The sequence below is a fragment of the Rossellomorea sp. DUT-2 genome, assembly GCF_052665285.1.
Map to the genome: position 1 here is coordinate 123,824 of NZ_JBQPEO010000004.1, position 25,899 is coordinate 149,722.

General features: G+C 41.3%; 31 protein-coding genes. 27 read left to right on the top strand and 4 right to left on the bottom strand.

The window, feature by feature from the left end; translation table 11 throughout:
• Positions 1-8 precede the first annotated feature (8 nt).
• The 3 genes from ACOSV2_RS15895 to ACOSV2_RS15905 form a co-directional block, all read right to left on the bottom strand.
• Positions 9-1,007 carry a TAXI family TRAP transporter solute-binding subunit gene (locus ACOSV2_RS15895; protein WP_428975995.1) on the bottom strand — a complete coding sequence of 333 codons (999 nt, stop codon included), beginning with the start codon at positions 1,005-1,007 and terminating at the stop codon, positions 9-11.
• A gap of 152 nt (positions 1,008-1,159) precedes the next feature.
• Positions 1,160-1,849, bottom strand: a complete 690-nt coding sequence (locus tag ACOSV2_RS15900) for a response regulator (protein WP_428975996.1) — start codon at positions 1,847-1,849, stop codon at positions 1,160-1,162.
• Positions 1,833-3,443, bottom strand: coding sequence for an ATP-binding protein (locus ACOSV2_RS15905; RefSeq protein WP_428975997.1), 1,611 nt, complete (start codon positions 3,441-3,443; stop codon positions 1,833-1,835). Before ACOSV2_RS15905 ends, ACOSV2_RS15900 begins: the two co-directional genes overlap by 17 nt.
• Positions 3,444-3,518: 75 nt before the next feature.
• Between ACOSV2_RS15905 and ACOSV2_RS15910 the strand changes: the two genes are divergently transcribed.
• The 7 genes from ACOSV2_RS15910 (at position 3,519) to ACOSV2_RS15940 (ending at position 9,258) form a co-directional block, all read left to right on the top strand.
• Positions 3,519-4,553 (top strand): DctP family TRAP transporter solute-binding subunit, encoded by a 1,035-nt coding sequence (locus tag ACOSV2_RS15910; protein WP_428975998.1) that lies wholly within the window; start codon positions 3,519-3,521, stop codon positions 4,551-4,553.
• Between the two features lie 256 nt (positions 4,554-4,809).
• Complete coding sequence (locus tag ACOSV2_RS15915) at positions 4,810-5,736, top strand: manganese-dependent inorganic pyrophosphatase (protein WP_428975999.1); 927 nt, start codon at positions 4,810-4,812, stop codon at positions 5,734-5,736.
• A 78-nt stretch (positions 5,737-5,814) separates the two neighbouring features.
• On the top strand, positions 5,815-6,204 hold the full coding sequence (gloA2, locus tag ACOSV2_RS15920; RefSeq protein ID WP_428976000.1) for an SMU1112c/YaeR family gloxylase I-like metalloprotein: 390 nt from the start codon (positions 5,815-5,817) through the stop codon (positions 6,202-6,204).
• A 467-nt stretch (positions 6,205-6,671) separates the two neighbouring features.
• On the top strand, positions 6,672-7,577 hold the full coding sequence (locus ACOSV2_RS15925; protein ID WP_428976001.1) for a helix-turn-helix domain-containing protein: 906 nt from the start codon (positions 6,672-6,674) through the stop codon (positions 7,575-7,577).
• Positions 7,578-7,618: 41 nt separating this feature from the next.
• Entirely contained in the window at positions 7,619-8,506 is an 888-nt protein-coding gene (locus tag ACOSV2_RS15930; protein WP_428976002.1) for a helix-turn-helix domain-containing protein, read from the top strand.
• 67 nt (positions 8,507-8,573) lie between these two features.
• The gene (locus tag ACOSV2_RS15935) at positions 8,574-9,035 is read left to right on the top strand and encodes a hypothetical protein (protein WP_428976003.1); all 462 of its coding nucleotides are present in this window, start codon (positions 8,574-8,576) and stop codon (positions 9,033-9,035) included.
• Between the two features lie 97 nt (positions 9,036-9,132).
• A complete protein-coding gene (locus tag ACOSV2_RS15940) occupies positions 9,133-9,258 on the top strand; it encodes a hypothetical protein (protein ID WP_258549747.1) in 126 nt (41 codons plus the stop codon).
• A gap of 117 nt (positions 9,259-9,375) precedes the next feature.
• Here ACOSV2_RS15940 and murB read toward each other — a convergent pair whose 3' ends face one another.
• Positions 9,376-10,296, bottom strand: a complete 921-nt coding sequence (gene murB / locus ACOSV2_RS15945) for a UDP-N-acetylmuramate dehydrogenase (RefSeq protein WP_428976004.1) — start codon at positions 10,294-10,296, stop codon at positions 9,376-9,378.
• A gap of 280 nt (positions 10,297-10,576) precedes the next feature.
• Between murB and ACOSV2_RS15950 the strand changes: the two genes are divergently transcribed.
• From ACOSV2_RS15950 to ACOSV2_RS16045, 20 genes are all read left to right on the top strand, one after another.
• A complete protein-coding gene (locus tag ACOSV2_RS15950) occupies positions 10,577-11,479 on the top strand; it encodes a DMT family transporter (protein WP_428976005.1) in 903 nt (300 codons plus the stop codon).
• 214 nt (positions 11,480-11,693) lie between these two features.
• Complete coding sequence (locus ACOSV2_RS15955) at positions 11,694-12,545, top strand: DegV family protein (RefSeq protein ID WP_428976006.1); 852 nt, start codon at positions 11,694-11,696, stop codon at positions 12,543-12,545.
• 166 nt (positions 12,546-12,711) lie between these two features.
• Complete coding sequence (locus ACOSV2_RS15960; RefSeq protein WP_428976007.1) at positions 12,712-14,199, top strand: DEAD/DEAH box helicase; 1,488 nt, start codon at positions 12,712-12,714, stop codon at positions 14,197-14,199.
• Positions 14,189-14,890, top strand: a complete 702-nt coding sequence (locus tag ACOSV2_RS15965; RefSeq protein WP_428976008.1) for a ComF family protein — start codon at positions 14,189-14,191, stop codon at positions 14,888-14,890. The genes ACOSV2_RS15960 and ACOSV2_RS15965 overlap by 11 nt, the downstream gene beginning before the upstream one ends.
• 60 nt (positions 14,891-14,950) lie before the next feature.
• On the top strand, positions 14,951-15,367 hold the full coding sequence (locus tag ACOSV2_RS15970; RefSeq protein WP_428976009.1) for a TIGR03826 family flagellar region protein: 417 nt from the start codon (positions 14,951-14,953) through the stop codon (positions 15,365-15,367).
• 114 nt (positions 15,368-15,481) lie between these two features.
• The gene (gene flgM, locus ACOSV2_RS15975) at positions 15,482-15,748 is read left to right on the top strand and encodes a flagellar biosynthesis anti-sigma factor FlgM (RefSeq protein WP_428976010.1); all 267 of its coding nucleotides are present in this window, start codon (positions 15,482-15,484) and stop codon (positions 15,746-15,748) included.
• Between the two features lie 17 nt (positions 15,749-15,765).
• A complete protein-coding gene (locus ACOSV2_RS15980; RefSeq protein ID WP_428976011.1) occupies positions 15,766-16,260 on the top strand; it encodes a flagellar protein FlgN in 495 nt (164 codons plus the stop codon).
• Between the two features lie 29 nt (positions 16,261-16,289).
• Entirely contained in the window at positions 16,290-17,867 is a 1,578-nt protein-coding gene (gene flgK, locus ACOSV2_RS15985) for a flagellar hook-associated protein FlgK (RefSeq protein WP_428976012.1), read from the top strand.
• A 14-nt stretch (positions 17,868-17,881) separates the two neighbouring features.
• Positions 17,882-18,787 (top strand): flagellar hook-associated protein FlgL, encoded by a 906-nt coding sequence (gene flgL / locus ACOSV2_RS15990; RefSeq protein WP_428976013.1) that lies wholly within the window; start codon positions 17,882-17,884, stop codon positions 18,785-18,787.
• A gap of 74 nt (positions 18,788-18,861) precedes the next feature.
• Complete coding sequence (locus ACOSV2_RS15995; RefSeq protein WP_428976014.1) at positions 18,862-19,452, top strand: DUF6470 family protein; 591 nt, start codon at positions 18,862-18,864, stop codon at positions 19,450-19,452.
• A gap of 18 nt (positions 19,453-19,470) precedes the next feature.
• Positions 19,471-19,914: a flagellar assembly protein FliW gene (gene fliW, locus ACOSV2_RS16000; protein ID WP_428976283.1), complete on the top strand. Its 444-nt coding sequence runs from the start codon at positions 19,471-19,473 to the stop codon at positions 19,912-19,914.
• A 4-nt stretch (positions 19,915-19,918) separates the two neighbouring features.
• Positions 19,919-20,140 (top strand): carbon storage regulator CsrA, encoded by a 222-nt coding sequence (gene csrA / locus ACOSV2_RS16005; protein WP_282138611.1) that lies wholly within the window; start codon positions 19,919-19,921, stop codon positions 20,138-20,140.
• Between the two features lie 156 nt (positions 20,141-20,296).
• Positions 20,297-21,085 carry a flagellin N-terminal helical domain-containing protein gene (locus ACOSV2_RS16010; protein WP_299743063.1) on the top strand — a complete coding sequence of 263 codons (789 nt, stop codon included), beginning with the start codon at positions 20,297-20,299 and terminating at the stop codon, positions 21,083-21,085.
• Positions 21,086-21,440: 355 nt separating this feature from the next.
• The gene (locus tag ACOSV2_RS16015; protein WP_374104079.1) at positions 21,441-21,542 is read left to right on the top strand and encodes a flagellin; all 102 of its coding nucleotides are present in this window, start codon (positions 21,441-21,443) and stop codon (positions 21,540-21,542) included.
• A gap of 71 nt (positions 21,543-21,613) precedes the next feature.
• The gene (locus ACOSV2_RS16020; protein ID WP_428976015.1) at positions 21,614-22,006 is read left to right on the top strand and encodes a hypothetical protein; all 393 of its coding nucleotides are present in this window, start codon (positions 21,614-21,616) and stop codon (positions 22,004-22,006) included.
• Positions 21,966-22,790, top strand: a complete 825-nt coding sequence (locus tag ACOSV2_RS16025) for a hypothetical protein (protein ID WP_428976016.1) — start codon at positions 21,966-21,968, stop codon at positions 22,788-22,790. The genes ACOSV2_RS16020 and ACOSV2_RS16025 overlap by 41 nt, the downstream gene beginning before the upstream one ends.
• 432 nt (positions 22,791-23,222) lie before the next feature.
• Positions 23,223-23,582 (top strand): flagellar protein FlaG, encoded by a 360-nt coding sequence (gene flaG / locus ACOSV2_RS16030; protein ID WP_428976284.1) that lies wholly within the window; start codon positions 23,223-23,225, stop codon positions 23,580-23,582.
• Positions 23,583-23,597: 15 nt separating this feature from the next.
• Complete coding sequence (locus ACOSV2_RS16035; RefSeq protein WP_428976017.1) at positions 23,598-25,121, top strand: flagellar hook-associated protein 2; 1,524 nt, start codon at positions 23,598-23,600, stop codon at positions 25,119-25,121.
• 22 nt (positions 25,122-25,143) lie between these two features.
• Positions 25,144-25,548 (top strand): flagellar export chaperone FliS, encoded by a 405-nt coding sequence (gene fliS / locus ACOSV2_RS16040; protein WP_428976018.1) that lies wholly within the window; start codon positions 25,144-25,146, stop codon positions 25,546-25,548.
• The gene (locus tag ACOSV2_RS16045; protein ID WP_428976019.1) at positions 25,548-25,895 is read left to right on the top strand and encodes a flagellar protein FliT; all 348 of its coding nucleotides are present in this window, start codon (positions 25,548-25,550) and stop codon (positions 25,893-25,895) included. The genes fliS and ACOSV2_RS16045 overlap by 1 nt, the downstream gene beginning before the upstream one ends.
• Positions 25,896-25,899: the final 4 nt, after the last annotated feature.

A 25,899-nucleotide genomic window follows, 5' to 3' on the forward strand; every position in this document is an offset into this window, starting at 1 on the left:
TTTCTCTATTATTCCAGTAATCCTTTTTCTTCATAAAACTTCTTCGCTCCCGGGTGCAGGGGAGCGATGAGGCCCTTCGCCATTTCGTCCCGGTTGACTTCTTTAAGCGGTGCAACTGCAACTGCGTCTGTTCCTAAGTAGTCGTAATAACGTTTTGTTAAGTCGTACACTGTGTCTTCACTTACGTCCTTCGACACAATCAGCATATTCTGGATCCCGACGGTTTCAACTTTTGAATCCAGGTTATATTTTGCTTCGTCTCCTGACTCAATCGTAAATGTTTTATAGAATGGGTATTTCTCCATTAGCTTATCAGCAAGATCTCCTTTGATTTCAACAAACGATACATCATTTTGCTGCATAAGGTCAGTAATATTACTGTTCGGGACACCTGAAGTGAAGAATGCAGCATCAAGTGTGCCATTTTTCATTTCCTGAACTGAATCCGCGTACCCTGTGTGAGTGACTTTTTCAAGGTCATCATACGTTAAACCGGCCGCTTCCAATACTTTCTTCGCGCTTTGTTCGACGCCGGAACCAACCTGACCGACTCCTACTTTCTTACCCTTTAAATCTTCAATACTCTTAATTCCGCTATCAGACATAGCGACTACCTGTACAACGTTTTGGTACATGCCTGCAAGAGCTTGAACTTCTACTTTATTCCCTTCGAACTGCCCTTTTCCTTCAGCTGCATCATAAGCAACATCGCTCATGACGATCGCCATTTGATTTAATCCGTCCGTAATGTTCTGTATATTGGCAACAGAAGCTCCTGTCGATTCTACTGTTACATTCCCGATTGAATCACTTTCCTCGAAAATTGGTTTTAATGATCCGCCAATCGCATAATAAGCACCGGACGTTCCACCTGTCCCAAATACGATTGATTGGCTGGAAGAATCATCGCCACTGCTTGAATCGCCGCTGCTTGCGCCATCACTGCCACATGCCGCTAGTAGTAATGAAATGATGGCCACCATTGAAATCCATTTTAATTTTTTCATCTTTTCGTCCTCCTTTAAGTTACCTATTAAATATGGTAACGCTTACATATTAAAATGAGAATATTTAGAACTTAAAGGACGTTTTGGTCTTTTTGGTCCGGGAGTGCGGTTGAGGAGAATAAAAAAAGAATGAGGCGTATCCTCATTCATTCTTACTGCCATTGATATCGATTGATCGGGCGTCCAATACTGCCATACTCGATCATGATTTGAACCTGTCCTGATTTCTGTAAGTAGTCTAAATATCTTCGGGCTGTTACACGGGCAATACCGATTCCTTCAGCAGTTTCTTCTGCTGATAAGGGGCTTTTCTGGTCTTTTATAAATTGTATGATCTGCTGTAACGTTTGCTGGTTCAACCCCTTTGGTAATTCTTCCTTCACCGAGGGGGATTTAATGGTAGAGGGAACACCCTGAAGCTGATCTAAATCCTGCTGTCCCACCGATCCCTCTCCAGTCATTTGATGTTTAAACAGTCGGTATTTCTCAAGAGCTTGTTTCAATCGATCAAACTTGAAAGGCTTAATGATGTAATCGAATACCCCTAGTCTCATCATCGTCTTGATGGTTTCTTTATCTTGTGCAGCAGATATGACAATCACGTCCACGTCTGTATCCTGCTTCCGAAAGGCTTGTAAGGTTTCAAGACCATTTTGTTTAGGCATAAAGTTATCCAGAAGGACAAGGTCGGGTTGATAGGAAGCAACCTTTTCAGCTCCTTCCTGTCCATTTCCGGCAATGGCACACACTTTAAAGCCGGGTACACGTTCTATGAACATTCGATTGACTTCCTGAACCATGGGATCGTCTTCAATAAGTAATACGTTAATCGTTTCCTTCATAATCGTTCCCTCCATTCATTGGAAAAGTGAGTTGGAATAACGTCCCTTCACCCGGGGTTGACTCCACTTTAATATGACCGTCTGCTTTCTCTATAATGCTATGAATCAAGTAGAGACCGATCCCTGACCCATCGTTCCCTTTGGTGGTGTATCCTTTTTGAAATAAGTGGGGAAGCTGTTCGTCTGTCATGCCTGTTCCATTATCTTCTATTTCAATGTAAAAAGTGTCAGGGTCTTCTTTTAAATAGACAGTAATGACTTTGGAATCTTCTCCAGAAACTTTTAAGGCATAAAAGCTATTTTCAATAAGGTTACCTAAGATAATGACAAAATCATGTTCATCCAGAAGCGGGGGAAGGGTTGATAGGTAGCTATCGGGATCGATCTTTACTTCTATCCCCATTTCATTTCCTCTCCTGATCTTGCCCAATAGTAATCCTGTCAAACTATCAAGCTTGATTTGCCTCGTCAGGGAGGCGGTAAGATGTTCCTCTTCTTGAGAGGATTGAAAGATATAATCGAGAGCTTTCTCTCCTTCTTCTAATTGAATCAGACCGGCAACGGTATGTAATTTATTCTGGTGTTCGTGGTTTTGGACCCTCAATGCCTCAACGAATTCTTTCACTCCAGTCAGCTCTTCTGCCAGTTGAGTCATCTCCGTTCGATCCTGAAACACGGCGACGGCCCCGACAATGCTTCCGTTTACCAAGATGGGGACCCTGGAGCTTAGTACAATTTTGTTCTCTAATCTCATTTCTTCATGATAAATCGGTTCCTTCTTGTGTAACACGTCCGGTAATTTTGAAGAAGGAAGTACCTCTTGAATGGATTTTCCGGTTGGATCTCCATTTAACACCAATATGTCTTTGGCTTTCTCATTAAAGACGGTGATCCTATTTTGATTATCTATGGCAATGATGCCTTCATTCATGGCTTGAAAAGTAGCGGTCCTTTCCACCAGGAGTTTTCCAATTTGGTGTGGTTCCAGCTGAAAGGTATCTTTCTTTATTTGTCTTGCTAATAACCATGAACCCATGATGCCGAACAGGAGAGTGATAGCACCTATAATGATAAGTTCATTTTGAAGATTCCTTACTATATCGAGTGTAGAGGGGAGCAGGATACCTACAATGACCACACCGATTTGTTGGTGCTGTTCGTTCATGATAGGAACAAACCCCCTGACCGCCGTACCGATTTCACCCTTAGCAGTCGTCACATAACTATGCTCGGCAAAAGCAGGGCCTTCATCCTTTCCTGCAGAGATGGTTCCAAGCTGCTCATCGGACGGGTGTGAGTAACGGATCCGGTTCATATTGAGGACGACGATATAGTCAGAGCCATTTACCGTCCTGATATTTTCTACAATGGGCTGGATTTCACCCCATCCTCCGGAATCCTCGAGATGGCTTTGCACGGTTGGAAGATTAGCTACCGTCCTGGCTGTTATAAGTGCCTGGTTTCCCAACTCTTCTTTCTTCATTTCAATCGCTTTTCCTACAAATATAATAAATCCAATGATGAGCGCAAACAGGACTACACCAAAGGATAATATCGTCATTTTCCAACGAATGGGCATTTGTTTTCGATTCATTCTGAATATTCCTTCCTCTTCATTCAAAGTTATTGTACCATTTTTAGTAGAACGGAGAGAGGGGAGGTCCAATTATTGAGAACATTTTTCTTTATAGGGTTGTTCATTTTAACAGGAATTGCTACAGCCTATTTTGTTGGATTTCATTCTCAGGCCGGCTTTACCTCGGAATATGATGACGATCAAGAAAAGCTGAAAGATGCTATTGTCATTAAAGTCAGTCATGTTGTTTCCGAAAACACACCGAAAGGAAAAGCAATCAGGCGTTTTAAAGCACTGGTAGAAAAGAATACGAAGGGAAAAGTGAAGGTTGAGATCTACCCGAACGGCTCGCTCTATTCGGATATCAGTGAATGGGATGCTCTTAAAAATAATAATGTTCAAATGATTATCCCCGCCACGTCTAAAGTCTCTGCTTATGTTCCAGTGTATAGTGTGTTCGATTTACCTTTTGCGTTTGATAGCTATGAAGATGTTCAACGGGCATTTGAGGGGAACATAGGAGATATATTACTTAAAAAGGTAGAAAAACAAGAAAACGTGAAAGGTCTTACCTTTTGGTACAACGGATTTAAACAAATCACCAATAGTCAGCGACCCTTGATCAGGCCGGGTGATTTCAATCGGCTCCACTTCCGTACAATGCCGGGTGAAGTGATAAAAGATCAATATCAACGGATGGGGGCTGCCGTAAGTGACCTGCCTTTTAATAAAACCTACGAGAACTTAGAAGTAGGATTTATAGATGGACAGGAAAATACCATCTCGAATATTTACTCTAAGAAGCTTTATGACTATCAGTCTTATCTTACAGTCAGCAATCATTCTTATTTAGGTTATGTAGTTTTAATGAATGAAGATTTTTGGGGTGACTTGCCTGAAGAGTACCGGGTAAAGATTGAAGAAGCGATGAAGCAAACGACTGAGTGGATTCGCAGGCATTCAATTGAAATCAATGATGACCATATGCGCGAATTAAAGAGAAATACTGATTTGGATATTCACATTCTGTTGAATTCAGAAAAAGAAGAATGGATGAAAAAGCTGGATCCTTTGTATGAAGAATATGAAGATGAAATTGGGAAGGAATTAATGAGGGAGATTGAATGAAAGTTGGCAGGTATTTGGAAACCTTTGTTTATTTTTATATTTGGCGGATAATGATAAATGGCTTGTAAAATCTGATTCATGTTATTTGTCACCTCCTTGTCCCCATAGTTTAACACAGAATTTGGGAATGTTGCCTGCATAATCACTGGAAAAAATCTTTCCCAACGGATACGGTTTTGCTTTTAAATATGGTAATATAAGAAAATGTAAAGAGAGATATCAACGAACCCCATTACATAGAGTTAGGAGAATGAATATGAGTAAAACACTTATTTTCGGACACAAAAATCCAGATACAGATACGATCACGTCTGCACTTGTATACGCTGATTTGAAGACAAAGATCGGGATGGACGTCGAGCCTGTACGTTTAGGTGACGTGAACGGTGAAACACAATATGCCCTTGATTACTTTAACGTTGACGCACCACGATTGGTTGAGAAGGTTGCCGGTGAAACCGACACGGTTATCCTTGTGGACCATAACGAGCGCCAGCAAAGTGCGGAAGACATCGAAGAAGTACGCGTTCTTGAAGTCATCGACCACCACCGTATCGCGAACTTTGAAACGGCAGATCCTTTATACTACCGTGCAGAGCCGGTTGGTTGTACGGCAACGATCTTAAACAAGATCTACAAGGAAAAAGGAGTAGAGGTAACGAAGGAAATGGCTGGATTAATGCTTTCAGCGATCATCTCAGACTCTCTATTATTTAAATCCCCAACTTGCACGGACGAAGACGTAGCAGCAGCGAACGAACTGGCTGAAATCGCTGGTGTTGACGCAGAAGTTTACGGATTGGAAATGTTAAAAGCCGGTGCGAACATGAGCACGAAATCAGTGGCGGAGCTTGTAACCCTTGATGCGAAAGAATTCTCTATGGGTAACGCGAAGGTAGAAGTGGCTCAAATCAACGTTGTCGATGTGAATGACGTATTCGGACGTCAAGCGGAAGTTGAAGCCGCTATGGAAACGCTGATCAAAGAAAAAGGACTGGATCTTTTCCTATTAGTTGTTACAGACATCCTGGAAAACGACTCAACTGCGCTGGCACTTGGAAGCAAAGCTGCGGAAGTGGAAAAAGCATTCAATGTAACTCTTCAAAACAATACAGCGCTATTAAAAGGTGTTGTATCACGTAAGAAACAGATCGTACCTGTGTTGACGGATGCGATGAAATAATAAAGGCTTGGGAGGAGCAGTTTTGGGGGCTGCTTCTTTTTTTCGATTAATTACGGGAGGTGCCAGTGGCCCATGTCTTTGAACTTTAAAAAAATCCACCACATCGCAATCATCTGCTCAGATTATGATAAATCAAAAGACTTTTACGTTAACAAACTGGGTTTTGAAGTGAAACAGGAAATTTACAGGGAAGAAAGAGATTCATACAAACTGGATTTAGCGTTAAATGGCGAATACGTCATCGAATTATTTTCATTCCCAGACGCACCAGTCCGTTCCAGCTATCCTGAGGCACAAGGGTTACGCCATTTAGCTTTTGTTGTAGAGGACATTGAGGAGAGTGTAAGACTTCTAAATGAAAAAGGCATTGAAGCGGAAGAAATAAGAATAGACCCATATACTCATAAGCGTTTCACTTTCTTTGAGGATCCAGATGGACTTCCTTTAGAAATATATGAAAGCGAGTAGAGGTCCGTCCCTAAAAAAAGAGCACTTTCCATTAAGGAAAGTGCCGTCAAAAGGTATTGTAATTTGTCGTTAGGTATATTAAACCATAGATTGTGAGCTCATGTATTGTTAGTGTGGCACGATTTTGGTTGATATATATAGGCATTTCTTGTGAATATCTCTGTTATCTTATTATTTATTAAAATATTAATATTGTTAAATGAGGTGCCAGGCACAGAACCTCTTTTTTGTGCCTGGCACCATTTGTGTATAGTCGAGGTCCGTCCCTCAAAAAAAAGAGCACTTCCCACAAGGAGAAGTGCTATCAAAAGGTATTGTAATTTGTCGTTAATTTTATTAAAACATATATTTTAAATGGATGTATTGGCGGTTTGGCACCTTCAGAGAGGATATATGAGGATTTCCCTAAAAATTTTGCATGTTTCCTGTTAAAATATAAAAATATTAATATTTTGGGAGGTGGGTTTTTGGACTATTCTGTCATAGGTAAAAAGATCAAAGAGTTGAGAAAGGTCGTGGGTTTGACTCAGGGTGAACTGGCAGAAGGAATTTGTACTCAAGCCCTGATCAGTCGAATAGAAAAAGGGGATATTTACCCGAGTGCTACGTCTCTTTATCAAATTTCCAAGAAGCTTGGGGTTGATGTGAACTACTTTTTTGAGATTGGTACGACTCCCCGCCTGGATTATGTAAAAGAAGTTGAACGTCAACTAAAGAAGTTAAGAGTGAAATTAAAATATGATGAAATCATCGAGATTGTTCGGACAGAAGAGAAGAATCCTTTATTTCTAAAAGATGAAACAAATCTTCAGCTTCTATACTGGCATAAGGGAATATATGTGAATGAGGTCGAGCAAAACAAAGAGGAAGCATTGATCATTTTAGAGAAGGCACTCTCCCTGACCCATAATCAGAAAAAGGCCATGTCTGAACGTGAAATGAATATTTTCATCAGTATGGGGATACTGGAATTCAGTCGTCATAACTATGATCGGGCAATGGAAATTTATCAAGGTGTGAATGATGCTTTAACATATAACGACCAAATTCACGACAAGTCCATTAAAACCAGGCTCTTATATAATATCGCCAGGGTATTGACTAGGCTTGGAAACTATCATGAGTCTATCGAGTATTGCGAAGAAGGTATTCGATGGATTATTCAAGAAGAAACTTTATATGGATTCGCTCAATTAAATTATCATATTGGGTATAACCTGGAGTTGCAAGAGAGATATCAGGAAGCACTGCCTTATCTGGAGAAAGCAGCGATGCTTTTTGATATACAACACAACCCGAAATTATCCGATTTTATTAAAGGGAACATAGAAAAACTCAAAAAAATTATAGATGAAAGTGGCTTTCAAACTTAGTAATTTTCTTACTAACTATAAACCTCTAGGGAGGCAAAATCGTGGATTACTCCATCATTGGTAAAAAGATAAAGGAGCTACGTCAGATTGTTGGTATAACTCAAGGAGAATTAGGAGAAGGGATATGCACACAGGCACTTATCAGTCGAATTGAAAAGGGAGACATCTATCCCAATGCCACATCACTTTATCAAATCTCGAAAAAGCTTGGAGTGGATGTGAATTATTTCTTTGAGATCGGAACAACCCCCCGGCTGGACTACATAAAGGAAGTTGAGCGCCAATTACGTCACTTAAGAAAAAAACATAGATATAAAGAAATGATAGAAATGGTGAGAGCAGAAGAAAGCAATCCACTTTTTAAGGAAAGGGAAAACCTCCAACTCCTTTATTGGCACAAGGGAATCTATATATTTGAGATTGAAAATAATCAGGATGAAGCCTTTCAGCTGTTAAATGAAGCCTTTTCTCTTACGGGAGACAGTAAAAAAGCGCTTTCGGAAAGGGAAATGGAGATTCTCCTAACCATCGGAGGTTTTTATGTAGGGACAGAAGATTATGTCAAAGCTCTTCAATATTATGATCAAGTTAGGGAGGCTATCCATACTACTGGACAACTAAGCGATAAATCAATTAAAACCCGATTGCTTTATAATAAAGCAAGGGCGTTAACAAGATTAGGAAAATACAGAGAGTCGATTGATCATTGTATGGAAGCAATAAGGTGGTGCATCGAAGAGGAACACTTATATGGTTTAGCACAACTACATTATCATATAAGCTATAATTTCGAGCTGAAAGAGAACTACGAACAAGCATTATCGTATATAGAAAAATCCATATTGATGTTTGAGATGCTCGGAAATGATGAGCATAAGACCTTTCTAACTAATAAGAAAGAGCAATTATCCCTCAAGTTGCTGTCATAATATTTTCTGTTTCATACATTCAACATGTCCTTCATAAGAATGATTATAGATGAGGAGTGTTGGATGTATGAGAAGGAAAAGCCCGGTTCCTCTATTTATCGGAGCGGTTGTTGCCATTCTGCTTATTGTGGCTCTGTTTCTGTTAATCGGGAATACCCAGGAACCTGATACACCCGAAGAAGTGATCGAGGATTTTTATAACTTTGAAAAAGACGGTGATTTCGGTAACGCTTGGGAGCTGTTCCATTCAGAAATGCAAAATAAGTTCCCCAAATCCTCATATATCCAAACGAAAAACCATGTATTCATGGGACATATGGGGGTAGATGAATTTGAGGTGGAGGTCGGCAATATTGAAAAGGAGAATGAGTTTACGTTTAACGAAGAAGGGCTTCAATTTAAAAATGTCCGAAAAGCGGAAGTGAACTTGTATTTTGATAGTCAGTTTGGTGAATTAATGATCACCCAAACCTGTTTTGTAGCCATTGAAGAAGGAGAATGGAGGATACTATGGAACTATAACTTCTAAAGTGATGATTAAAAAGAAATTTTTCACTGAATTTGGTTTTATCTAGAATTTTTCGGGTAAAAAGAAACTAATATTTTTACAAAGGAGGGCATTAGCTGTGTCGCTACTCTATTTTAAGGCTCGTGAAGCCTATGAACTGGATGCGAAGGTATCTCAATCCCAAATCACAAGATTGAGAGAGTTTCGCAGAACCAAGCCCGCCCCTGTTGCCAAAAAGAGATAGCTAATGGTTCCTTGAAAATGGAAATTATGCCCCTGCTCAGTCTAAATTTATTTAGACTGTTTTTTTTATTTTAAATTAACGCATAAAAAAGTCAGGAATCAAATGATCCCTGACTTTTTATTCCAAATCTTCTCCGATGATGCGAACTTCCCGTTCAAGCTCCACATCAAATTTTTCTTTCACTGTTTTTTGAACGTGTTCAATGAGTGAAATATAATCCGTGGCTGTCGCATTGTCTTTATTCACGATGAAACCGGCGTGCTTGGTGGAGACTTCAGCACCACCAAAGTTCGTCCCCTGAAGCTCACTGTCCTGAATAAGTTTACCTGCGAAATATCCAGGCGGTCGTTTGAAGACACTTCCGCAAGATGGGTATTCTAGTGGCTGCTTCGATTCCCGTTTATCTGTCAGATCATCCATAACCGCCTTGATCTCTTCGTAGTCGCCAGGTTTTAAACTGAACGTTGCTTCCAATACAATATCGCCTTTTTCAGAAATATTGCTGTGACGGTAATCAAGCTCTAATTCAGCGGCTGTACGTTTTACCAGGTTTCCTTCCCGGTCGACGACATGGCAATAATCAAGCACATCTTTAACTTCTCCGCCGTAAGCCCCGGCATTCATGAATAGAGCACCACCAACGGTACCTGGAATCCCACAGGCGAATTCGAGTCCTGATAACTTTTCAGCTAACGCCCGTCTCGATACATCGATGATCGCTGCCCCACTTTGAGCGACAATCAGTTGATCCGTCGTTTTTATGTCTTTAAAGTTTTTCAGGTGAAGAACGATTCCACGTATTCCTCCATCTTTTACAATCAAATTCGAACCGTTTCCTAATAATGTGAAAGGAACATCCACTTCGTTTGACAGCTTCACGATGTTCTGAACTTCCTCATACGTGGTTGGCGTCAAGAAGAAATCTGCTCTTCCGCCTAACTTTGTATACAGATGCTCTCGTAACAATTCATCACGTTTGATATTGTCAGAGTGCATCACCTTTGATAATTCTTCAAACACTTTTTCCTTATTGTACATTCTATATCAGTCCTATAAAGTAATTTTCGTCTTCTCTAAGTTAAATCCTACTCCACCATTATATGACGAAAACCCATGAAAGTTAAATGGTTTCAGTTGGCAGAAGTGAATCCCCATCGAATGAACCTTATTAATTGGAAAAGAATGCTTTATAATAGGTCGAAAATATGAAAAAAGAATGTTCCCATCGCCAGCAAAGTAAGATAGGATAGAACTAACAAAATATGTTATAACGTCTATTTAACTATTAAATTATACAATCTAGGGAGGAGGAAGCCAATTGGCCAGATTATATGTAGCCTTAATTGGTTTAAGTCTCATTTGGGGGATGTCGTTCGTTTTTATTAAGTGGCTGGTAGATCCTGTCGGTGTGTGGGGAACGGTTTTCTTACGCTGTTTAGCCGGGGCGCTAGTGCTTCTTCCGATCTTTTTCATACAGAAGAGAAAAGGGGAGAGGAAATCGCTCCCTATGTGGAAGCTTTTTGTTGTCGGGATTGGAAATGCCGCGTTGCCCTGGACCCTGATCGCGTTAAGTGAAACACAGATTAATAGTAATACAGCCTCCATTTTGAACGCGACCACACCGATTTGGACGGGCCTGGCAGGATTTTTGTTTTTCTCTGTCATACTGACCGGGTTTCAATGGATTGGAATTGTCGTTGGGTTTATAGGGATTCTCGTCCTGATGAATTTTGAGGTGAGTGGGATCTTCACTTCTGATTTTGTAGGGGTCGGGACGATGGTGCTTGCGACAATGAGCTACGCGTTTGCTTCTCAGTTCACCAAAAAGTATCTGGCCGGAACGAGTGTGGTTGTCATTTCTACATTTCAATTATTGATTGGGGCAGCTGTAGGCTTTGTGGGTATGATGTTGACGAATCCGATCTCAATTGGAGATTTGTTTTCAGCAGAGGTGATCCTGGGGATAGTAGGGCTAGGCTGTTTAGGATCAGGAGTAGCAACCCTTCTTTATTTCTATATCATGACCAATGGAAGTCCGGAATTCGCTTCGACTGTGACGTACTTGATTCCGGGTACAGCGATGATTTGGGGATTCGTTCTTCTGAGGGAACCTGTCACGCATAATCTGATATTAGGATTACTCATTATTTTTGCAGGAGTATTCCTTTCATCAAGAAAATCGAAAAAACTGATCACCTCGCTGCCTGTTGGCACGAGGTAAGACCTTTAAACAAACGTTTGATTAGGACATGGAATCCCTTGTACCATATGGGCTCACGGTCTTAAACAAACGTTTGTTTAGTTTTGTGGAACCGAAACTCCCGAGAAATTAATGCAAACCAACTTGTTTTCATATAAAATGAAAAGGATAGATAAGGTAGACTAGACAAGCTCCAAGACGGGCTATAAAAATAAACAATAAGGATGGTAATTCTATGAAAACGGCAATTGTAACGGATAGTACCGCCTACATCCCGAAAGAATTGCGTGATCAACTGAACATACATATGATCCCTCTCAGCGTCATTTTCGGAGGAGAAACCTATCAAGAAGAAGTTGATATTACGGCAAGTGAATTTTATGAAGAGGTCAGCACCCAGGAAAAGCTTCCAACGACTTCACAGCCTCCAGTCGGGAAGTTCGTTGAGGTATTCGAAAAGCTTTCGCAGGACTACGATGCCGTCATTTCCATCCATTTATCCAGTGGAATCAGCGGAACGTATCAAGGCGCCGTTCAAGCGGGGGAAATGGTCGAGGGAATTAATGTATATCCCTATGATTCGGAAATCAGCTGCATGATCCAGGGCTTCTATGCCATCGAAGGGGCCAAGCTTGGCCGTGAAGGGAAAACGGCTGAAGAAATCGTTGCGTTATTAGATGAAATGAAACAGTCGGTACAGGCATACTTCATGGTAGATGATTTGGCTCACTTGCAGCGCGGAGGCAGGCTATCACAAGCTCAGGCGATCATCGGGAGCCTTTTGCAGGTGAAACCATTACTTCATTTTGTTGATAAAGTGATTGTTCCGTTTGAAAAAATCCGTACGAAGAAGAAAGCGTTGAAGCGGGTGGAATCTTTGCTTGAAGAAGCTGTGGCTTCCGGAGAAGAGTTTCAAGCTTCGATTATCCATGCGAATCGCGAGGAAGATGCGATTGAGTGGAAGAATGAGCTTCAGGCTAAATACCCGAACGTTGAATTCAATGTTAGTATTTTCGGTCCTGTGATCGGTACTCATTTAGGTGAGGGATCGATGGGGATGGGGTGGGCTCGGAAGATGAGTCGATAGTTTTAGTTGTACCAGGTACAATTTGGTCATCACGTACCAGGTATAATCCCGAACTCCCCGGTGCCAGGCACAAAACAACGTTTTGGTGCCTGGCACCTTTTTATTAGGCAGGATTTTCACATATTTGTGTAGAATACATCACTATCCCAAACTAGGAGTGATGTTTTTGCGTTTTGCTTTTGCAAATAATGAATTAATACCAGAACCCCTTATAGAACAGGGAACCGCCGTTCTGCAAAGAATCTCAGACTTCCCTTTCCTTTCACCTCAACCTCTCAACCCGTCATTTCGTTTTTCTCCAGAGCTTCAATCCTTTTTTAGCGGACGTTCGTTGCTACTGGACGAGATCCCATTTTCTATCGACACCCTTCAAGAGCACTATTTGAATGGCTATGTTTCTTACCAAAAAGGTGTGGAAAAATGCTGTTGCCATCGTTGCGGAAACAACAGACCTCATTTATTCGCTTCATTTTCCTGCGCCAGATGCCACTCAACTTGCACCTACTGCCGTAACTGCATCATGATGGGCAGGGTATCGGAGTGCACACCGCTCATAATCTGGAAAGGACCTGCGCCACCATTAGAAACGACGTCCACTTTCAAATGGTCGGGCACTTTATCAGAAGCGCAAAAGACAGCTTCAGAGCAGATGGTTATGGCCGTTAAAGAGAGGAATGACCTGCTCGTTTGGGCGGTATGCGGCGCTGGAAAGACCGAGGTTCTCTTTGAAGGAATCCATGAAGCTCTTAGGGAGAATAAACGGGTTTGCATTGCCGCACCTCGAACGGATGTAATCCTGGAACTATCTCCACGTATTAAAAAGGTATTCCCTGACACATCGGTGACCACTCTTTATGGGGGCTCAGAAGAACGGAACACCTATGGACAACTTGTTCTGTCCACTACACACCAGCTGTACCGATTCCAAGAAGCCTTTGATGTCATGATCATTGATGAAGTCGATGCCTTTCCATATTCCTACGATTCTTCCCTGCAATGGGCAGTGGAAAAAGCTCGTAAACCCCAGTCCTCGATGATCTACCTTACAGCTACCCCGGATAAAAAAACACAGAAGCAGTGTGCCAAGGGAAATAGAAGCTTTATTCAGATCCCGGCCCGTTTCCACCGTCATTCCATACCACTACCAAAGTTTGTGTGGTGTGGTCTATGGAAAAGAACCTTGAAGAAAAACCGAATCCCTCATCCTTTGAAAAAATGGACCATATCAAAACTCCGGAACTCCAAACAAGCCCTCCTATTCTTCCCGACCGTCGAACTTATGGAAAAAGCCCTGCCGTTATTTCAAGAAATGAATCCTCTCATTGAATCCGTCCATGCCGAAGATCCAAACCGAAAAGAGAAGGTAATGAAAATGCGAAATAATGAGATTCCCATTCTATTAACCACCACCATTTTAGAACGGGGGGTAACGATTCCGAACATCGATGTTGCCGTCCTGGGAGCAGAAGAAAAGATTTTCACGGAAAGCGCCCTCGTGCAAATTGCAGGGAGGGTAGGACGGAGTGCAGACTATCCAAAAGGAGACATTATCTATTTTCATTACGGCCGCACGGGTGAAATGATCAAGGCTCTTGTACATATCGATCACATGAATAAGGAAGCCAGAAAAAGAGGTTTGATAGATGAAAAATAATTGTTTAAATTGTGAAAGTGAATTGGTTGAGGTTATGTCCTGGAGAGAGTTCTTTTACAGGGAACCGCAATTTCTGTGTGATGAGTGCAATCAACAGCTGGAGAAAATCGAAGGGAAGCGTTGTTTGGGCTGCTCCCGGTCATTAGATGATCTGGCTACGCGATTAATTAAGGACGACGTGTGCCTGGACTGTCATCGATGGGATGTGGATCCTGAGTGGAAAGGGATTCTACATCAGAATTTCTCATTATATCATTATAATGATTCTCTTAAAGAGTATCTGGCAAAGTATAAGTATCGCGGGGACTACGTGTTGGCAAAAGTGTTCTCTCATCCTATTAAAACCTATCTCACTAAAGTGGAATATGACCTCATCATTCCCATCCCATTAAGTAATGAACGCCTCTATGAGAGAGGATTCAACCAATCTACCGCTCTACTGGAAGAAGCAGAGGTCCGTCCCTCCAATATCCTCACCCGTTCCCATTCTGAAAAACAGTCTAAGAAAACCCGTAGTGAGCGTCTTCGGCAGGAACAGGTTTTTCAGTTAGTGGAATCTGATCTGAGCGGTAAAACCATTCTGTTATTTGACGATATTTATACGACGGGAACGACCTTAAGGCAGGTGGCAAAGCTCTTGAAGGAAGCGGGGGCTGAAGAGGTATCTTCCTTAACTCTTGCCAGGGGTTAAAGCAATCTCTATTTCTGCCGATATAACGAATAAGAAAAGCTTTATCGGGAGGAACCAATTATGTCAGAAATCATCAACTGTCCACGCTGTAACTCTATTTTTATGAAAAATAAATTCCGTGATGTGTGCGATAAATGCTTTAAAGAAGAAGAAACGATGTACGAGACTGTCTATCAATTTTTAAAAAAGCGGGATAACCGAGCTGCGACAATGGAGCGAGTCATTGAAGTGACGGGTGTAGATGAGGAACTTCTATATAAATGGGTGAAAAAAGGCCGTATCCAGACGCGACAATTTCCGAATATGGGTTATCCTTGTGATAAATGCGGGAAGATTATAGGGACGGGTAGAATTTGCAGTGATTGTTCCTCTGAACTTTCCAGTGATCTGAAAAAGTTCGAATCGGAGCAGGAATGGAAGAATAAATCAAAGGAATCTGGTCAGAGAACGTATTACACTATGAGAGATAAGAACTAGAAGGCCAGCACATAAATCAGGAAAAACTAACCAGAATCTGAAACTAAACAAACCGCGTTTTTATCCGATATACTAGGTAGAAACAATGGACGTGATGAAAGCGAGGAGAAAATGATGAAGATTAACAATATCGGAAATCAGAACATCAATCCTTATAAACGCAATCTTAGCAAGATGGACCAGGTCGGCAAATCAGAGAAAACGACATCCGACAAAATCGAAATTTCTCCTGCTGCAAAAGAGATGCAGGAAGTTTCAAAACTCGGCAAAGAGCGTCAAGCCAGAGTGGAAGCTTTAAAAGATCAGGTTCAGAGCGGGAACTACACCATTGACCCGAAAGCCATTGCTATAGGATTGAAGAATTTCTATAACGGACAATAAAAAGGGAGCGAACAAACATGTCAGCAACCAATCTAACGACAACTCTTGAAAAACTATATAAGCTGCATAAAAGTTTGTTCGATCTTTCAATGGATAAAACGGACGTCATCAAAAAAGGTGATATGAGTGAACTCGATCGTGTCTTGAAGGATGAACAAAAGCACTTGGCTGCCATCAATACGGTGGAGGCTGAGCGGCAACGGGAATCCAGTCGCTATCTTCAATCCCGGGGAGTGCCTTTCAACGAGGCGCCAACAATATCTCTGTGTATCGAGCACAGTTCACCCCAAGAACAAGAAACGCTAGCCTATTGGCAACAAAAACTGGTCGGTATAATAGGAGAGTTGAAAGTTCGAAATGAGCTGAATCAAAAGCTTGTCTATCAATCTCTTCAATTCGTGAATATGAATCTATCCATGACGCAACCGCAGCCGGATCAATCAACCTATTCACGTCCTAACGGTGAGAAGAAATCACCAACTGGAAGATCAATGTTCGATTCGAAAGCATAGCACTCACTAATTGAAACGGAGGCAACACCATGCGATCCACTTTTATGGGCCTGGAAACGGCAAAACGAGGCATGTACACCCAGCAGGGCGCCCTTTATACAACCGGTCACAATATCTCCAACGCAAATACCCCTGGATATACCCGTCAACGAGTCAATTTTGAACAAACGACACCTTATCCTGCCCCCTCTATGAACCGTCCACAAATCCCAGGTCAAATCGGAACCGGAGTCGACACCGGTTCGATTCAACGCGTGCGTGATTCATTCCTGGACATGCAGTTTAGAAGTGAAAACCAAAAGCTTGGCTACTGGGAAACAAAAATGGAAGCTATGAAGAAGATGGAAGAGGTCATGAACGAACCATCGGATTCAGGCTTATCTAAAACGATGGATATGTTCTGGCAGTCCCTTCAGGATCTAGCCGTTAACCCGTCCAACTCAGGTGCACGGTCAGTCGTTGTCGAAAGAGGAAAGGCCGTTGCTGAAACATTCAACTACTTATCGTCATCCTTAACAAGTGTCCGGGGCGACCTGAAAAATGAGCTGTCTGTGAGTGAAAAGCAAATCAATTCCCTGTCGAGACAAATCGATAACATCAATAAACAAATAGCTGATGTCGAACCACATGGCTACCTCCCGAATGATCTATACGATGAACGTGACCGATTGATCGATGAACTTTCACAGCATGTTTCCATCCAAACGAGCTACCAGTCCAATGGAGGAGCGTCATCACCAATCGCAGAAGGTGCGGTCACGGTCACATTGGTCGGAAAAGACGGAAACCTGGCCGTCAACCTCGTAGGACAAGGTGGAGTCAATGAACTAAAGCTTACCTATGATGGTCCTCAAAATACAGTGGATTCCGTAACGATTGGTAACCAGACGCTCGACATTAAAGGCTTCCTATCACAAGGCGAAGGAAAACTGAGAGCCCTTGTCGATACATACGGCTTCAAAAATAAAGACGGTGAAGCAGAAGGCTCCTACATCAGCATGCTCGATGAACTTGACAGCATGGCGTATGAATTCGCCAAAGCATTCAATGAACAGCATCAAAAAGGTTTCACACCTGAACAAATGAACGATCCAAACTTTAATCCTGACAACGATACTCCCGATACACCGAAGTTCTTCCAGGATGCAAAGAATGCCGCAGTAGATTTGGACGGTGTGCCTAAAGCAGGCTTCGCTCAAAGAATGCAGGTGTCAGGTGAAATGAAAAACCTCGATAACATCGCGACAGCGGGTGCAGATAATCCCACACTTGGTGACGCATCCAATGTTCTGGCGCTTGCCGACATCATCACTACGACTAAACTGCCTTATGGTGAAAAAGAAGCCTCATTCCAGGGTCACTTTGAATCCGTGATCGGGAAAATGGCCGTAGAATCTCAAGAATCCGTCCGACTCGCAAGCAACTCAGGCGTATTAAGGGGAGCAGTGGACGAACGCCGAATGTCCGTCAGTGGTGTGTCCCTTGACGAAGAAATGACCGACATGATCAAATTCCAGCATGCCTACAACGCCTCTGCGAGAATGATTACACTACAGGACGAAATGCTCGATAAAATTATCAACGGCATGGGTACCGTTGGAAGATAGGTAGGTGAAATGAAATGCGTGTTACTCAAAGTATGTTGACGGCAAATTCGATGAGAAATTTAAGTTCTTCTTATGGACGAATGGGTCAGTTACAGGATCAATTGGCGACAGGGAAGAAGATTACAAAGCCATCGGATGATCCTGTGGTTGCGATGAAAGGGATGTTTTATCGTTCGAATCTGACTGGGATTGAGCAGTACAAGCGGAATCTATCTGAGCTTTATTTGTGGATGGAGAACTCTGAGACGGGAATCGAACAGGCGAATCAAGGTTTGCAGCGTGTTCGGGAATTGACTCTTCAGGGGAAAAATGGAACGTTAAGCCCGGAAGACCGAAAAGCGGTAGCTGTTGAAATTGAACAGATTAAAAACGACCTTGTCAGTGTTGCTGAAACGAAAGTAGCGGGAAGATATATTTTTCATGGAACGGATGTTGGGAATTCTCCGATTAAGGATGGAAATCCTGCAGATGGAAGTGCTCCACAGGTCGCTGACAATTTAGGCAGCAGTGCTATCGATGCTTATCCTGTAGAGGTTTCACAAGGTGTTTCTTTAAAAGCCAATGTTAATCCTAATAAGGTGTTTAATCAGAAACTGTTCGACACAGTGCACAACATTCAAAAAGCCTTGGAATCTGGAGATGTTTCAGCTCTTGATGGCCAGCTTGAGGATTTAGATAGCGTCATGAACAATTTATCAGCGGAACGGTCTGAACTAGGTGCCAGATACAATCGTCTTGAAATGGTAGACGACCGACTGGGTCAACAGGAAGTGACAGCAAACCGGATTCTTTCTGATAACGAAGACGCTGACATTGAACGTGTCATCACGGATTTGAAAACCCAGGAAAGTGTCCACCGAGCGGCACTCAGCGTTGGAGCCAGAATCATTCAGCCGACATTAATGGATTTTCTACGATAAAAGCAAGGGGACTGACCCTTTAAGGTGTTTTGTCACCTTAGAGTCAGTTCCTTTTTATTTGGAGGTGAGTATGTGTGAACGTTCCACAAATAAGATTGCAGTCCACGTCAGCAGCCCTGAGCATCCGGACGACTCCAGGCCGTATGGACATTGAGCAGCCACCGGCAGAATTGGATATCCAGCAGCCCCAGGCGAAGATGGAAATTGAACGTAAGCCTTCCAAACTGACTATCGACCAAACCGAGGCACGAGCTGATATGGACTTGAAATCGGTGCGCCTCAGAATAGAAGAATATTCTCAACAAGGATATGAAGACTGGCTGGCGGGACTTGCCCGTGTCGCCCAGGACGGGGATGAACTGATGATGATCGAGAATGGGGGAGGTGCGATTGCAGCCCAGGCTAAGCGGAACAGTGAGGATCCGATGTATGAGTTCAATATCGGATGGATTCCATCTGCTGGGAGTGTCAAAATCAGCTATGACCCTGGAAGTGTGAAGGTGAACATTGAACCTCAAAAAGTGGTGAATCACTCTCGTCCTCAAAAGCCCAATATACTGTATACACCTGCCCAAGTGGATGTCAGTTTGAAACGATACGCAGACTTGCAAATTGATTTTGCAAATTTGAAGCACGTCGGGATTAACTATGAACAAGAAATATAGGATGAAGGAATGAAGCGAATGAAAATTGATACGAAATATCATGGGGAAATTGAAGTGAAGTCAGAAGACATTTTGACATTTGAATACGGAATTCCAGGATTTGGAGAAGAGAAACGGTTTGTACTGTTGCCACTTCCGGAAAACGAGTGGTTTCATATATTGCAATCAGTGGTAACATCTCAGCTCGGGTTTGTAGTGACAGATCCGTTTGTATTTTATAAAGATTATGATTTTGAGTTAGATGAGGCTAGTGTGGAGTCTCTAGGGAAACCTTCTGAAAAAGATGTGCAGGTGCTTTCTATTCTTACTGTACGAGAAACGCTTAATGAATCTACAGCTAATTTACAGGCCCCTATCATTCTTAACCTGGCAAATCGCAAAGGAAAACAAGTCATCTTAACAAACTCAGACTATCAAACTAAGCACCTGATCTTTGCTCAGCCTGCAGGAAAGAAGGGGTGAGGGGATGTTAGTACTGACAAGGAAGACGGGAGAAAGCATTCAGATTGGGGATGACATTGAGCTAATGGTCATTTCTGTAAAAGGTGATCAAGTGAAACTCGGGATCAATGCCCCTAAGAACGTAGATATCCATCGGAAAGAAGTCTATCTGTCTATCCAAGAAGAAAACACTGAAGCTTCGAAGGGAATCGACAATCTGTTTAACCTTTTGCCAAAAAATGATTAATTATTTTTCTCAAACTATTAAACACTAGTTGAAACGTCCGATATTAGTATTGTAAGCAATGAGGAGAAGGGCGGCCGACCTTTTTGACTTGTTGCAAACTAAAAATTAGATAGTTCACATGGATGTGGGCTTAATTTCAAGGAGGAAATTATTGTTATGAGAATTAATCATAATATTGCGGCATTGAATACTTATCGTCAGTTGAATAGTGCTACTGGTGCACAATCTAAGTCTATGGAAAAGTTGTCTTCTGGTCTTCGAATCAACCGTGCTGGTGATGACGCTGCTGGTCTTGCTATTTCTGAGAAGATGCGTGGGCAAGTGCGTGGATTAGAACAAGCATCACGTAATGCTCAAGATGGTATCTCTTTAATCCAAACTGCAGAAGGTGCTTTAAACGAAACTCATTCAATTCTTCAACGTATGCGTGAACTTGCTGTGCAGTCTTCAAATGATACGAATACTGACACTGACCGTGGAGAACTTCAAAAAGAAGTTGATGAATTAGCTAAAGAGATTACTCGAGTTTCTAATAATACTGAGTTTAATACAAAGAAATTAATCGATGGTACACGGGATTCTGGTGGTGTTGGTGCATCGTTAACTTTCCATATCGGAGCAAATACTGGACAAAACGTAACTTTAGATATTACAGCAATGGATGCAGAAACTTTATTGGTTTCAAATGGAACGGGAACTGCAGCTACAGCAGCTGGTGGAGATGCAGCAACAACTGGGGGAATAGATATCTCTACTCAAACTGCAGCTAACTCTGCTATCGATGTCATTAATACTGCTATTGAGACTGTTTCTGGTGAGCGTTCTAAATTAGGTGCTTATCAAAATCGTCTGGAGCATACAATCAATAATCTAGGAACCTCTTCTGAAAACCTTACTGCTGCAGAATCACGTATCCGTGACGTAGATTATGCTTTAGCTGCCTAGGCAGCCACAAGCACAGTCGTCCTGGCTGGTAACGGCTAGAGATCATTATTGGGTGAATTGCTGGAAACCCCTTAGAGCTTTTCTTGCCACAACGTAGTTGGAAACGACAAGCGTGATGGCTTTAACAAAAGAAGAGATTGGGCAATCAGCAGCCAAGCTCCTGTCTTGAAAGAGTGGAGAAGGTTCAACGACTAGGATAGACCATCTAAGGCTCAAGCTATGATGATGAAATCCGTAGGTGAAACAATGGTCATCAGCATTGTGGATCCGAAGTGCCCAACCCCTACTATTTATAGAGGGTGAAGATATAGTCTGGTCATTTATGAAAGTAAATGTTCGCACGATGGCGAAAGAAATGATGAACCAAACGAAGAATTCTATTCTATCTCAAGCAGCTCAAGCTATGCTAGCGCAAGCCAACCAGCAGCCACAGGGAGTATTACAATTACTTCGTTAATAAAATTTAAAGGAATCCTATTTATGGGATTCCTTTTTTGAATTTAGTTTAAGCTATAGGCGGTGTGAAAAATGTATTTTTATTGTGAATCAAAAAATGATAGTGATTATGCAGTATTAGATGTGAATAAACTTATAAATTTAGAGAACTTGTGGGAGAGAAATAAGGTGGGTTTTTGGAATACAAGTGACAAAAGAAGCATGATATTAGTTAAAGGGTTAAAGACAATTAAATATCGTGGCTTCCGTGCAGGCAAGTGGTATGATTTGCCTGATAATCTTTGGGAAAGCTTTTCCTTTTATCCAGAGGAATTTTCGTATGAAAAGAAGAATCCTTCAATGATTTTTCGGCTGTTAATCATATATAAAGGAACTGAAGATTTAGATTTTGCACAGTTTAGAGTGGATGAGGAGACTTTGATAAATGAAACTTTTAATTCAAAAGATAGTAAACGATTTAGATAATCATTCCGGTGAGATAACACTAACTGTTAGAGATGTTGGTCATGGAAATTGGAATGAAATTAAATATGAAAATAAACGAATCCTATTCGATATTGGAGCTCAGAAAAATTATGGCGAAGACGATTTATTGAAAATAATAAGAAGGGCAAAGTTTAAAAATGAAGAAGAGATTTACATTTTTATAAGTCACTGGGACGTAGATCATTATCATGCTATTTTAAAATTATCAAAAAAAGAATTACAACTTATCAAAGCAGTATTTGGACCGCTTAACGTACCAAGAACCAATACAGCATTTAGAGTGATGAACTTAATTAGCGACGCAGGAATTATATATCATGGAATACCTTCAACAAAAAAGCGTTACCTAAATAAACAAATAGAATTAAACCTATTATTTTATGGTACAAAAATGAAAATTTATAGATCTTCAAAAACAAAGTCGAGAAATTTAGATAGTGTAGTGTTGTTACTAGAAGGAAATAACAGTAGTGTTCTTTTTACTGGAGATAATAATTATGAAAAATTATTCAACTATGTGGTAACTAATTCTTTCCCCAATAGACCTCTGAATCTAATTTTACCTCATCATGGTGGGGCGGCTGGGAAATTTAAATTAAGCTCATGGAGTACGGTGTCGCTCGAAAATATTATCATATCCTATCACCAGGATAATAGTTATGGACATCCTTCACCTGAGAATATTAATATATCTCAAAAATTATTAGCTTTTAAGCCCCACGTAGTTACAAATGGGAGTGGATGCAAATGTTTTACTATATAGTACGTTGTCGGGAAGTTTGGGGACGGACCTTTTTTTTTATTCGTTTTTTTCACCAAAAGATACATAACAAAGTGATATTCTCGTTTCTATATACTCTGATTTAATGATCTATTCCCTTTTTATATTTGGGAACATTTAAAGGTAGAAACTCCTTTAGTTCTAAATAGCTTCCTTGTACTTCTTGGAATGGATGTGAGGACTTCTTCCTTCTATTTTGTGATACAGCCATCACCTAAAAGCTTCCCGTTCATCATATCCAAATATTCGTTATTCAAATTCCCGACCCCCTCAAAAGGAATGTACGTTCTTAATTTTATTATTGTCTAGCTTTTTGATTTTGGAAACGTTCACCTACTCATTCTTTTAGAAGAAACTAAACTTTCCCCGTTGTCTTTCCGATATAACCCATATAACCCTCAGGAGGATCAAATGATGATTGATAAAGTGACAGGCGGACTATCAGGAATACAATCATTTACTAGATTAGAGAACCCAACAAGTGAAGAAGTGAAACAAATTCAAGCGCAGGAACGACACCATGAAGAAACCACAACCAGAGAACCTGTCACCAAAGAAAAAATGGAAGATATCGTTCATGGGATGAATGAGTTTATGTCCACTTCGAATACACACCTCAAATTTGAATTTCATGATAAATTAAAAGAATACTATGTGACGATTGTTGATGATCGCACACAGGAAATAGTGAAAGAAATACCAGCAAAAAAAATGCTTGATATGCATGCCGCAATGACGGAATTTGTTGGGTTATTGGTCGATAAGAAGGTTTAATGGAAGGAGATACATATGGCTGATATGCGAATTGGTGGACTTGCTAGTGGTATGGACACAGATCAAATTATAAAGGATTTAATGAAGGCGGAAAGAATTCCTTTAGATAAATTAGAACAAAAAAAACAATACCTTGAATGGCAGCGTGATGATTACCGGGATATGAATAAGATGATGTTTGATTTTAGTAATCTTATTTTTGACGGGGTGATGAAGCAGGGGACGTATACGCAGAAGACAGTTTCGGTTTCAAATCCTAATGAAGTTTCGGTTAAAAACATCAACTCGACTACCGATTTCACCGGAACATTAAAAGTTGAGAAGCTGGCTACTGCTGCTACTATGTACAGTTCAGGCATTACTCAGTCTGACGGTGGGGCATTTGACCCTAAGAAAAAATTGAGTGAATCTTTCGGTATGACTGGTGAGCAAAGTATTAAAGTAAAGGCAATCAAATCAGACGGAACGATGGCGGCTGATTTTACTGAAATTAAATTTAATGCCGAAGATGAAACATTGGACAGTTTAATATCCAAAATCAATGCGCAAACAGGTGTGACGATGTTTTATGACCAGTATACAAAGCAAATGTCAGTGATGAGTAAAAATACAGGAAGTAATGCCAGTGGGGCTGAGATTGAGTTGCAGGGTGGTCTATTTACCACACATCTGAAATTGGATGCGGATAATGATGTTGCCCTGGCTAATAATCGGGGTTCTATTGGTGAAAATGCCAAATTTACATACAACGGAATGGCAACTGAACGGTCGTCAAACACGTTTACCATCAATGGTTTTGAACTGACACTTAAGAACGCATCCAATACAAATGTAACTTTCGCTTCACAACCCGACACCGACAAAATCCTAGAAAAAATCGTCAAATTCGTCGATGAATACAACAAACTCATCGAAAAAGTTAACGGAGAAGTGAACGAAAAGAAATACCGTGATTTCCAACCACTTACGGCTGAACAAAAAGAGTCAATGGAAGAAAAAGAAATCGAATTATGGGAAGAAAAGTCACGCGGCGGTACTCTGAGAAACGATTCCGTTCTAACGTCTGGGCTCAACAAAATGAGAACGGACATGTACACACCAATCTCTGGTGGAACATCAGGTGTTGACCAATTAGCCCAGATCGGAATCAAAACATCAAGTAACTACCTTGATCGTGGGAAGCTGATTATTGATGAAAGTAAGCTGAAAGAAGCAATCTCCAAAGACCCGAATGCGGTCTATGAGATTTTTGCTAAAGATGGTGCGACGTCAAATGAACAAGGTATAGCTCGTCGATTACGCGATACGTTGAAAAATACAATGGACAGCATTGAGCAAAAAGCAGGGAAAGCTTCGAGCACCAATAATACATTTACCCTTGGCCGTTTACTAAATAATATGGACAGCCAAATGGACCGATTCGAGGATCGGTTGATCCAAGTCGAAGACCGCTACTGGCGCCAATTCACCGCCATGGAAAAAGCCATCCAGCGCTCCAACCAACAATCCATGTTCCTCATGAACCAATTCGGCGGCTAATCATAAATAAAGGAGTGTCACTATGGCCATCAACAACCCGTATGCAACATACCAGAACAACTCGGTCAACACCGCATCACCAGGTGAACTCACCCTTATGCTTTATAACGGAAGCCTGAAATTTATTCATATCGCGAAAAAAGCGATTGAAGAAAAAAATATTGAACTGAAAAATACCAATATCCAAAAGACCCAAGCTATCGTGAATGAACTGATGGTTACATTAAAAACAGATCTTCAAGTCTCACAGAACCTCATGTCCCTTTACGACTACATCAACCGTCGCTTAACAGAAGCAAATATCAAGAATGATGTGGCGATTTTAGAAGAAGTAGAGGGTCTCATCACTGACTTCCGTGACACATGGAAACAAGTCATTCAACTGAACCGTCAGAAGCAGCATACCGGACAAGGTGGACAGGCATAATGAGCTCGGTCCTTCTTTGCTATACGATCACAAAGCAATTGAAAGAAGCATTGGAAGAGGTGAATGATGAAAACAGAGAAGCTACGATTGAGGAAGTGGAATCTCTTTTAGAAAAAAGACAGAGTGTACTTGGGACAATCAAGCCGCCTTATACCCAGGATGAGCAGGAGCTCGGCAAGCAGATGATTGCCTGGAACCAGCAGATTGATCGGCAGTTGGCTCAACTGCGTTTGGAAATCAAACGAGACATGAATGGGTTGACGAAGAAAAAAACTTCAGTTCAAAAGTATTCAAATCCATACGAATCCTTACAATACGATGGAATGTTCTACGATAAAAAGAAATAGGTGA

What these genes read in the sequence shown, in the direction of transcription:
- csrA (WP_282138611.1), top strand. Translation starts at nt 19,919, where the DNA reads ATGTTAGTACTGACAAGGAAGACGGGAGAAAGCATTCAGATTGGGGAT.
- flgM (WP_428976010.1), top strand. Translation starts at nt 15,482, where the DNA reads ATGAAGATTAACAATATCGGAAATCAGAACATCAATCCTTATAAACGC.
- flaG (WP_428976284.1), top strand. Translation starts at nt 23,223, where the DNA reads ATGATTGATAAAGTGACAGGCGGACTATCAGGAATACAATCATTTACT.
- fliW (WP_428976283.1), top strand. Translation starts at nt 19,471, where the DNA reads ATGAAAATTGATACGAAATATCATGGGGAAATTGAAGTGAAGTCAGAA.
- ACOSV2_RS15935 (WP_428976003.1), top strand. Translation starts at nt 8,574, where the DNA reads ATGAGAAGGAAAAGCCCGGTTCCTCTATTTATCGGAGCGGTTGTTGCC.
- ACOSV2_RS15905 (WP_428975997.1), bottom strand. Translation starts at nt 3,443, where the DNA reads ATGAATCGAAAACAAATGCCCATTCGTTGGAAAATGACGATATTATCC.
- ACOSV2_RS15915 (WP_428975999.1), top strand. Translation starts at nt 4,810, where the DNA reads ATGAGTAAAACACTTATTTTCGGACACAAAAATCCAGATACAGATACG.
- ACOSV2_RS16035 (WP_428976017.1), top strand. Translation starts at nt 23,598, where the DNA reads ATGGCTGATATGCGAATTGGTGGACTTGCTAGTGGTATGGACACAGAT.
- ACOSV2_RS16010 (WP_299743063.1), top strand. Translation starts at nt 20,297, where the DNA reads ATGAGAATTAATCATAATATTGCGGCATTGAATACTTATCGTCAGTTG.
- fliS (WP_428976018.1), top strand. Translation starts at nt 25,144, where the DNA reads ATGGCCATCAACAACCCGTATGCAACATACCAGAACAACTCGGTCAAC.
- flgL (WP_428976013.1), top strand. Translation starts at nt 17,882, where the DNA reads ATGCGTGTTACTCAAAGTATGTTGACGGCAAATTCGATGAGAAATTTA.
- flgK (WP_428976012.1), top strand. Translation starts at nt 16,290, where the DNA reads ATGCGATCCACTTTTATGGGCCTGGAAACGGCAAAACGAGGCATGTAC.
- ACOSV2_RS16025 (WP_428976016.1), top strand. Translation starts at nt 21,966, where the DNA reads ATGAAACTTTTAATTCAAAAGATAGTAAACGATTTAGATAATCATTCC.
- ACOSV2_RS15900 (WP_428975996.1), bottom strand. Translation starts at nt 1,849, where the DNA reads ATGAAGGAAACGATTAACGTATTACTTATTGAAGACGATCCCATGGTT.
- ACOSV2_RS15970 (WP_428976009.1), top strand. Translation starts at nt 14,951, where the DNA reads ATGTCAGAAATCATCAACTGTCCACGCTGTAACTCTATTTTTATGAAA.
- ACOSV2_RS15955 (WP_428976006.1), top strand. Translation starts at nt 11,694, where the DNA reads ATGAAAACGGCAATTGTAACGGATAGTACCGCCTACATCCCGAAAGAA.
- ACOSV2_RS15895 (WP_428975995.1), bottom strand. Translation starts at nt 1,007, where the DNA reads ATGAAAAAATTAAAATGGATTTCAATGGTGGCCATCATTTCATTACTA.
- ACOSV2_RS15980 (WP_428976011.1), top strand. Translation starts at nt 15,766, where the DNA reads ATGTCAGCAACCAATCTAACGACAACTCTTGAAAAACTATATAAGCTG.
- ACOSV2_RS16015 (WP_374104079.1), top strand. Translation starts at nt 21,441, where the DNA reads ATGATGAACCAAACGAAGAATTCTATTCTATCTCAAGCAGCTCAAGCT.
- murB (WP_428976004.1), bottom strand. Translation starts at nt 10,296, where the DNA reads ATGTACAATAAGGAAAAAGTGTTTGAAGAATTATCAAAGGTGATGCAC.
- ACOSV2_RS16020 (WP_428976015.1), top strand. Translation starts at nt 21,614, where the DNA reads ATGTATTTTTATTGTGAATCAAAAAATGATAGTGATTATGCAGTATTA.
- ACOSV2_RS15965 (WP_428976008.1), top strand. Translation starts at nt 14,189, where the DNA reads ATGAAAAATAATTGTTTAAATTGTGAAAGTGAATTGGTTGAGGTTATG.
- ACOSV2_RS16045 (WP_428976019.1), top strand. Translation starts at nt 25,548, where the DNA reads ATGAGCTCGGTCCTTCTTTGCTATACGATCACAAAGCAATTGAAAGAA.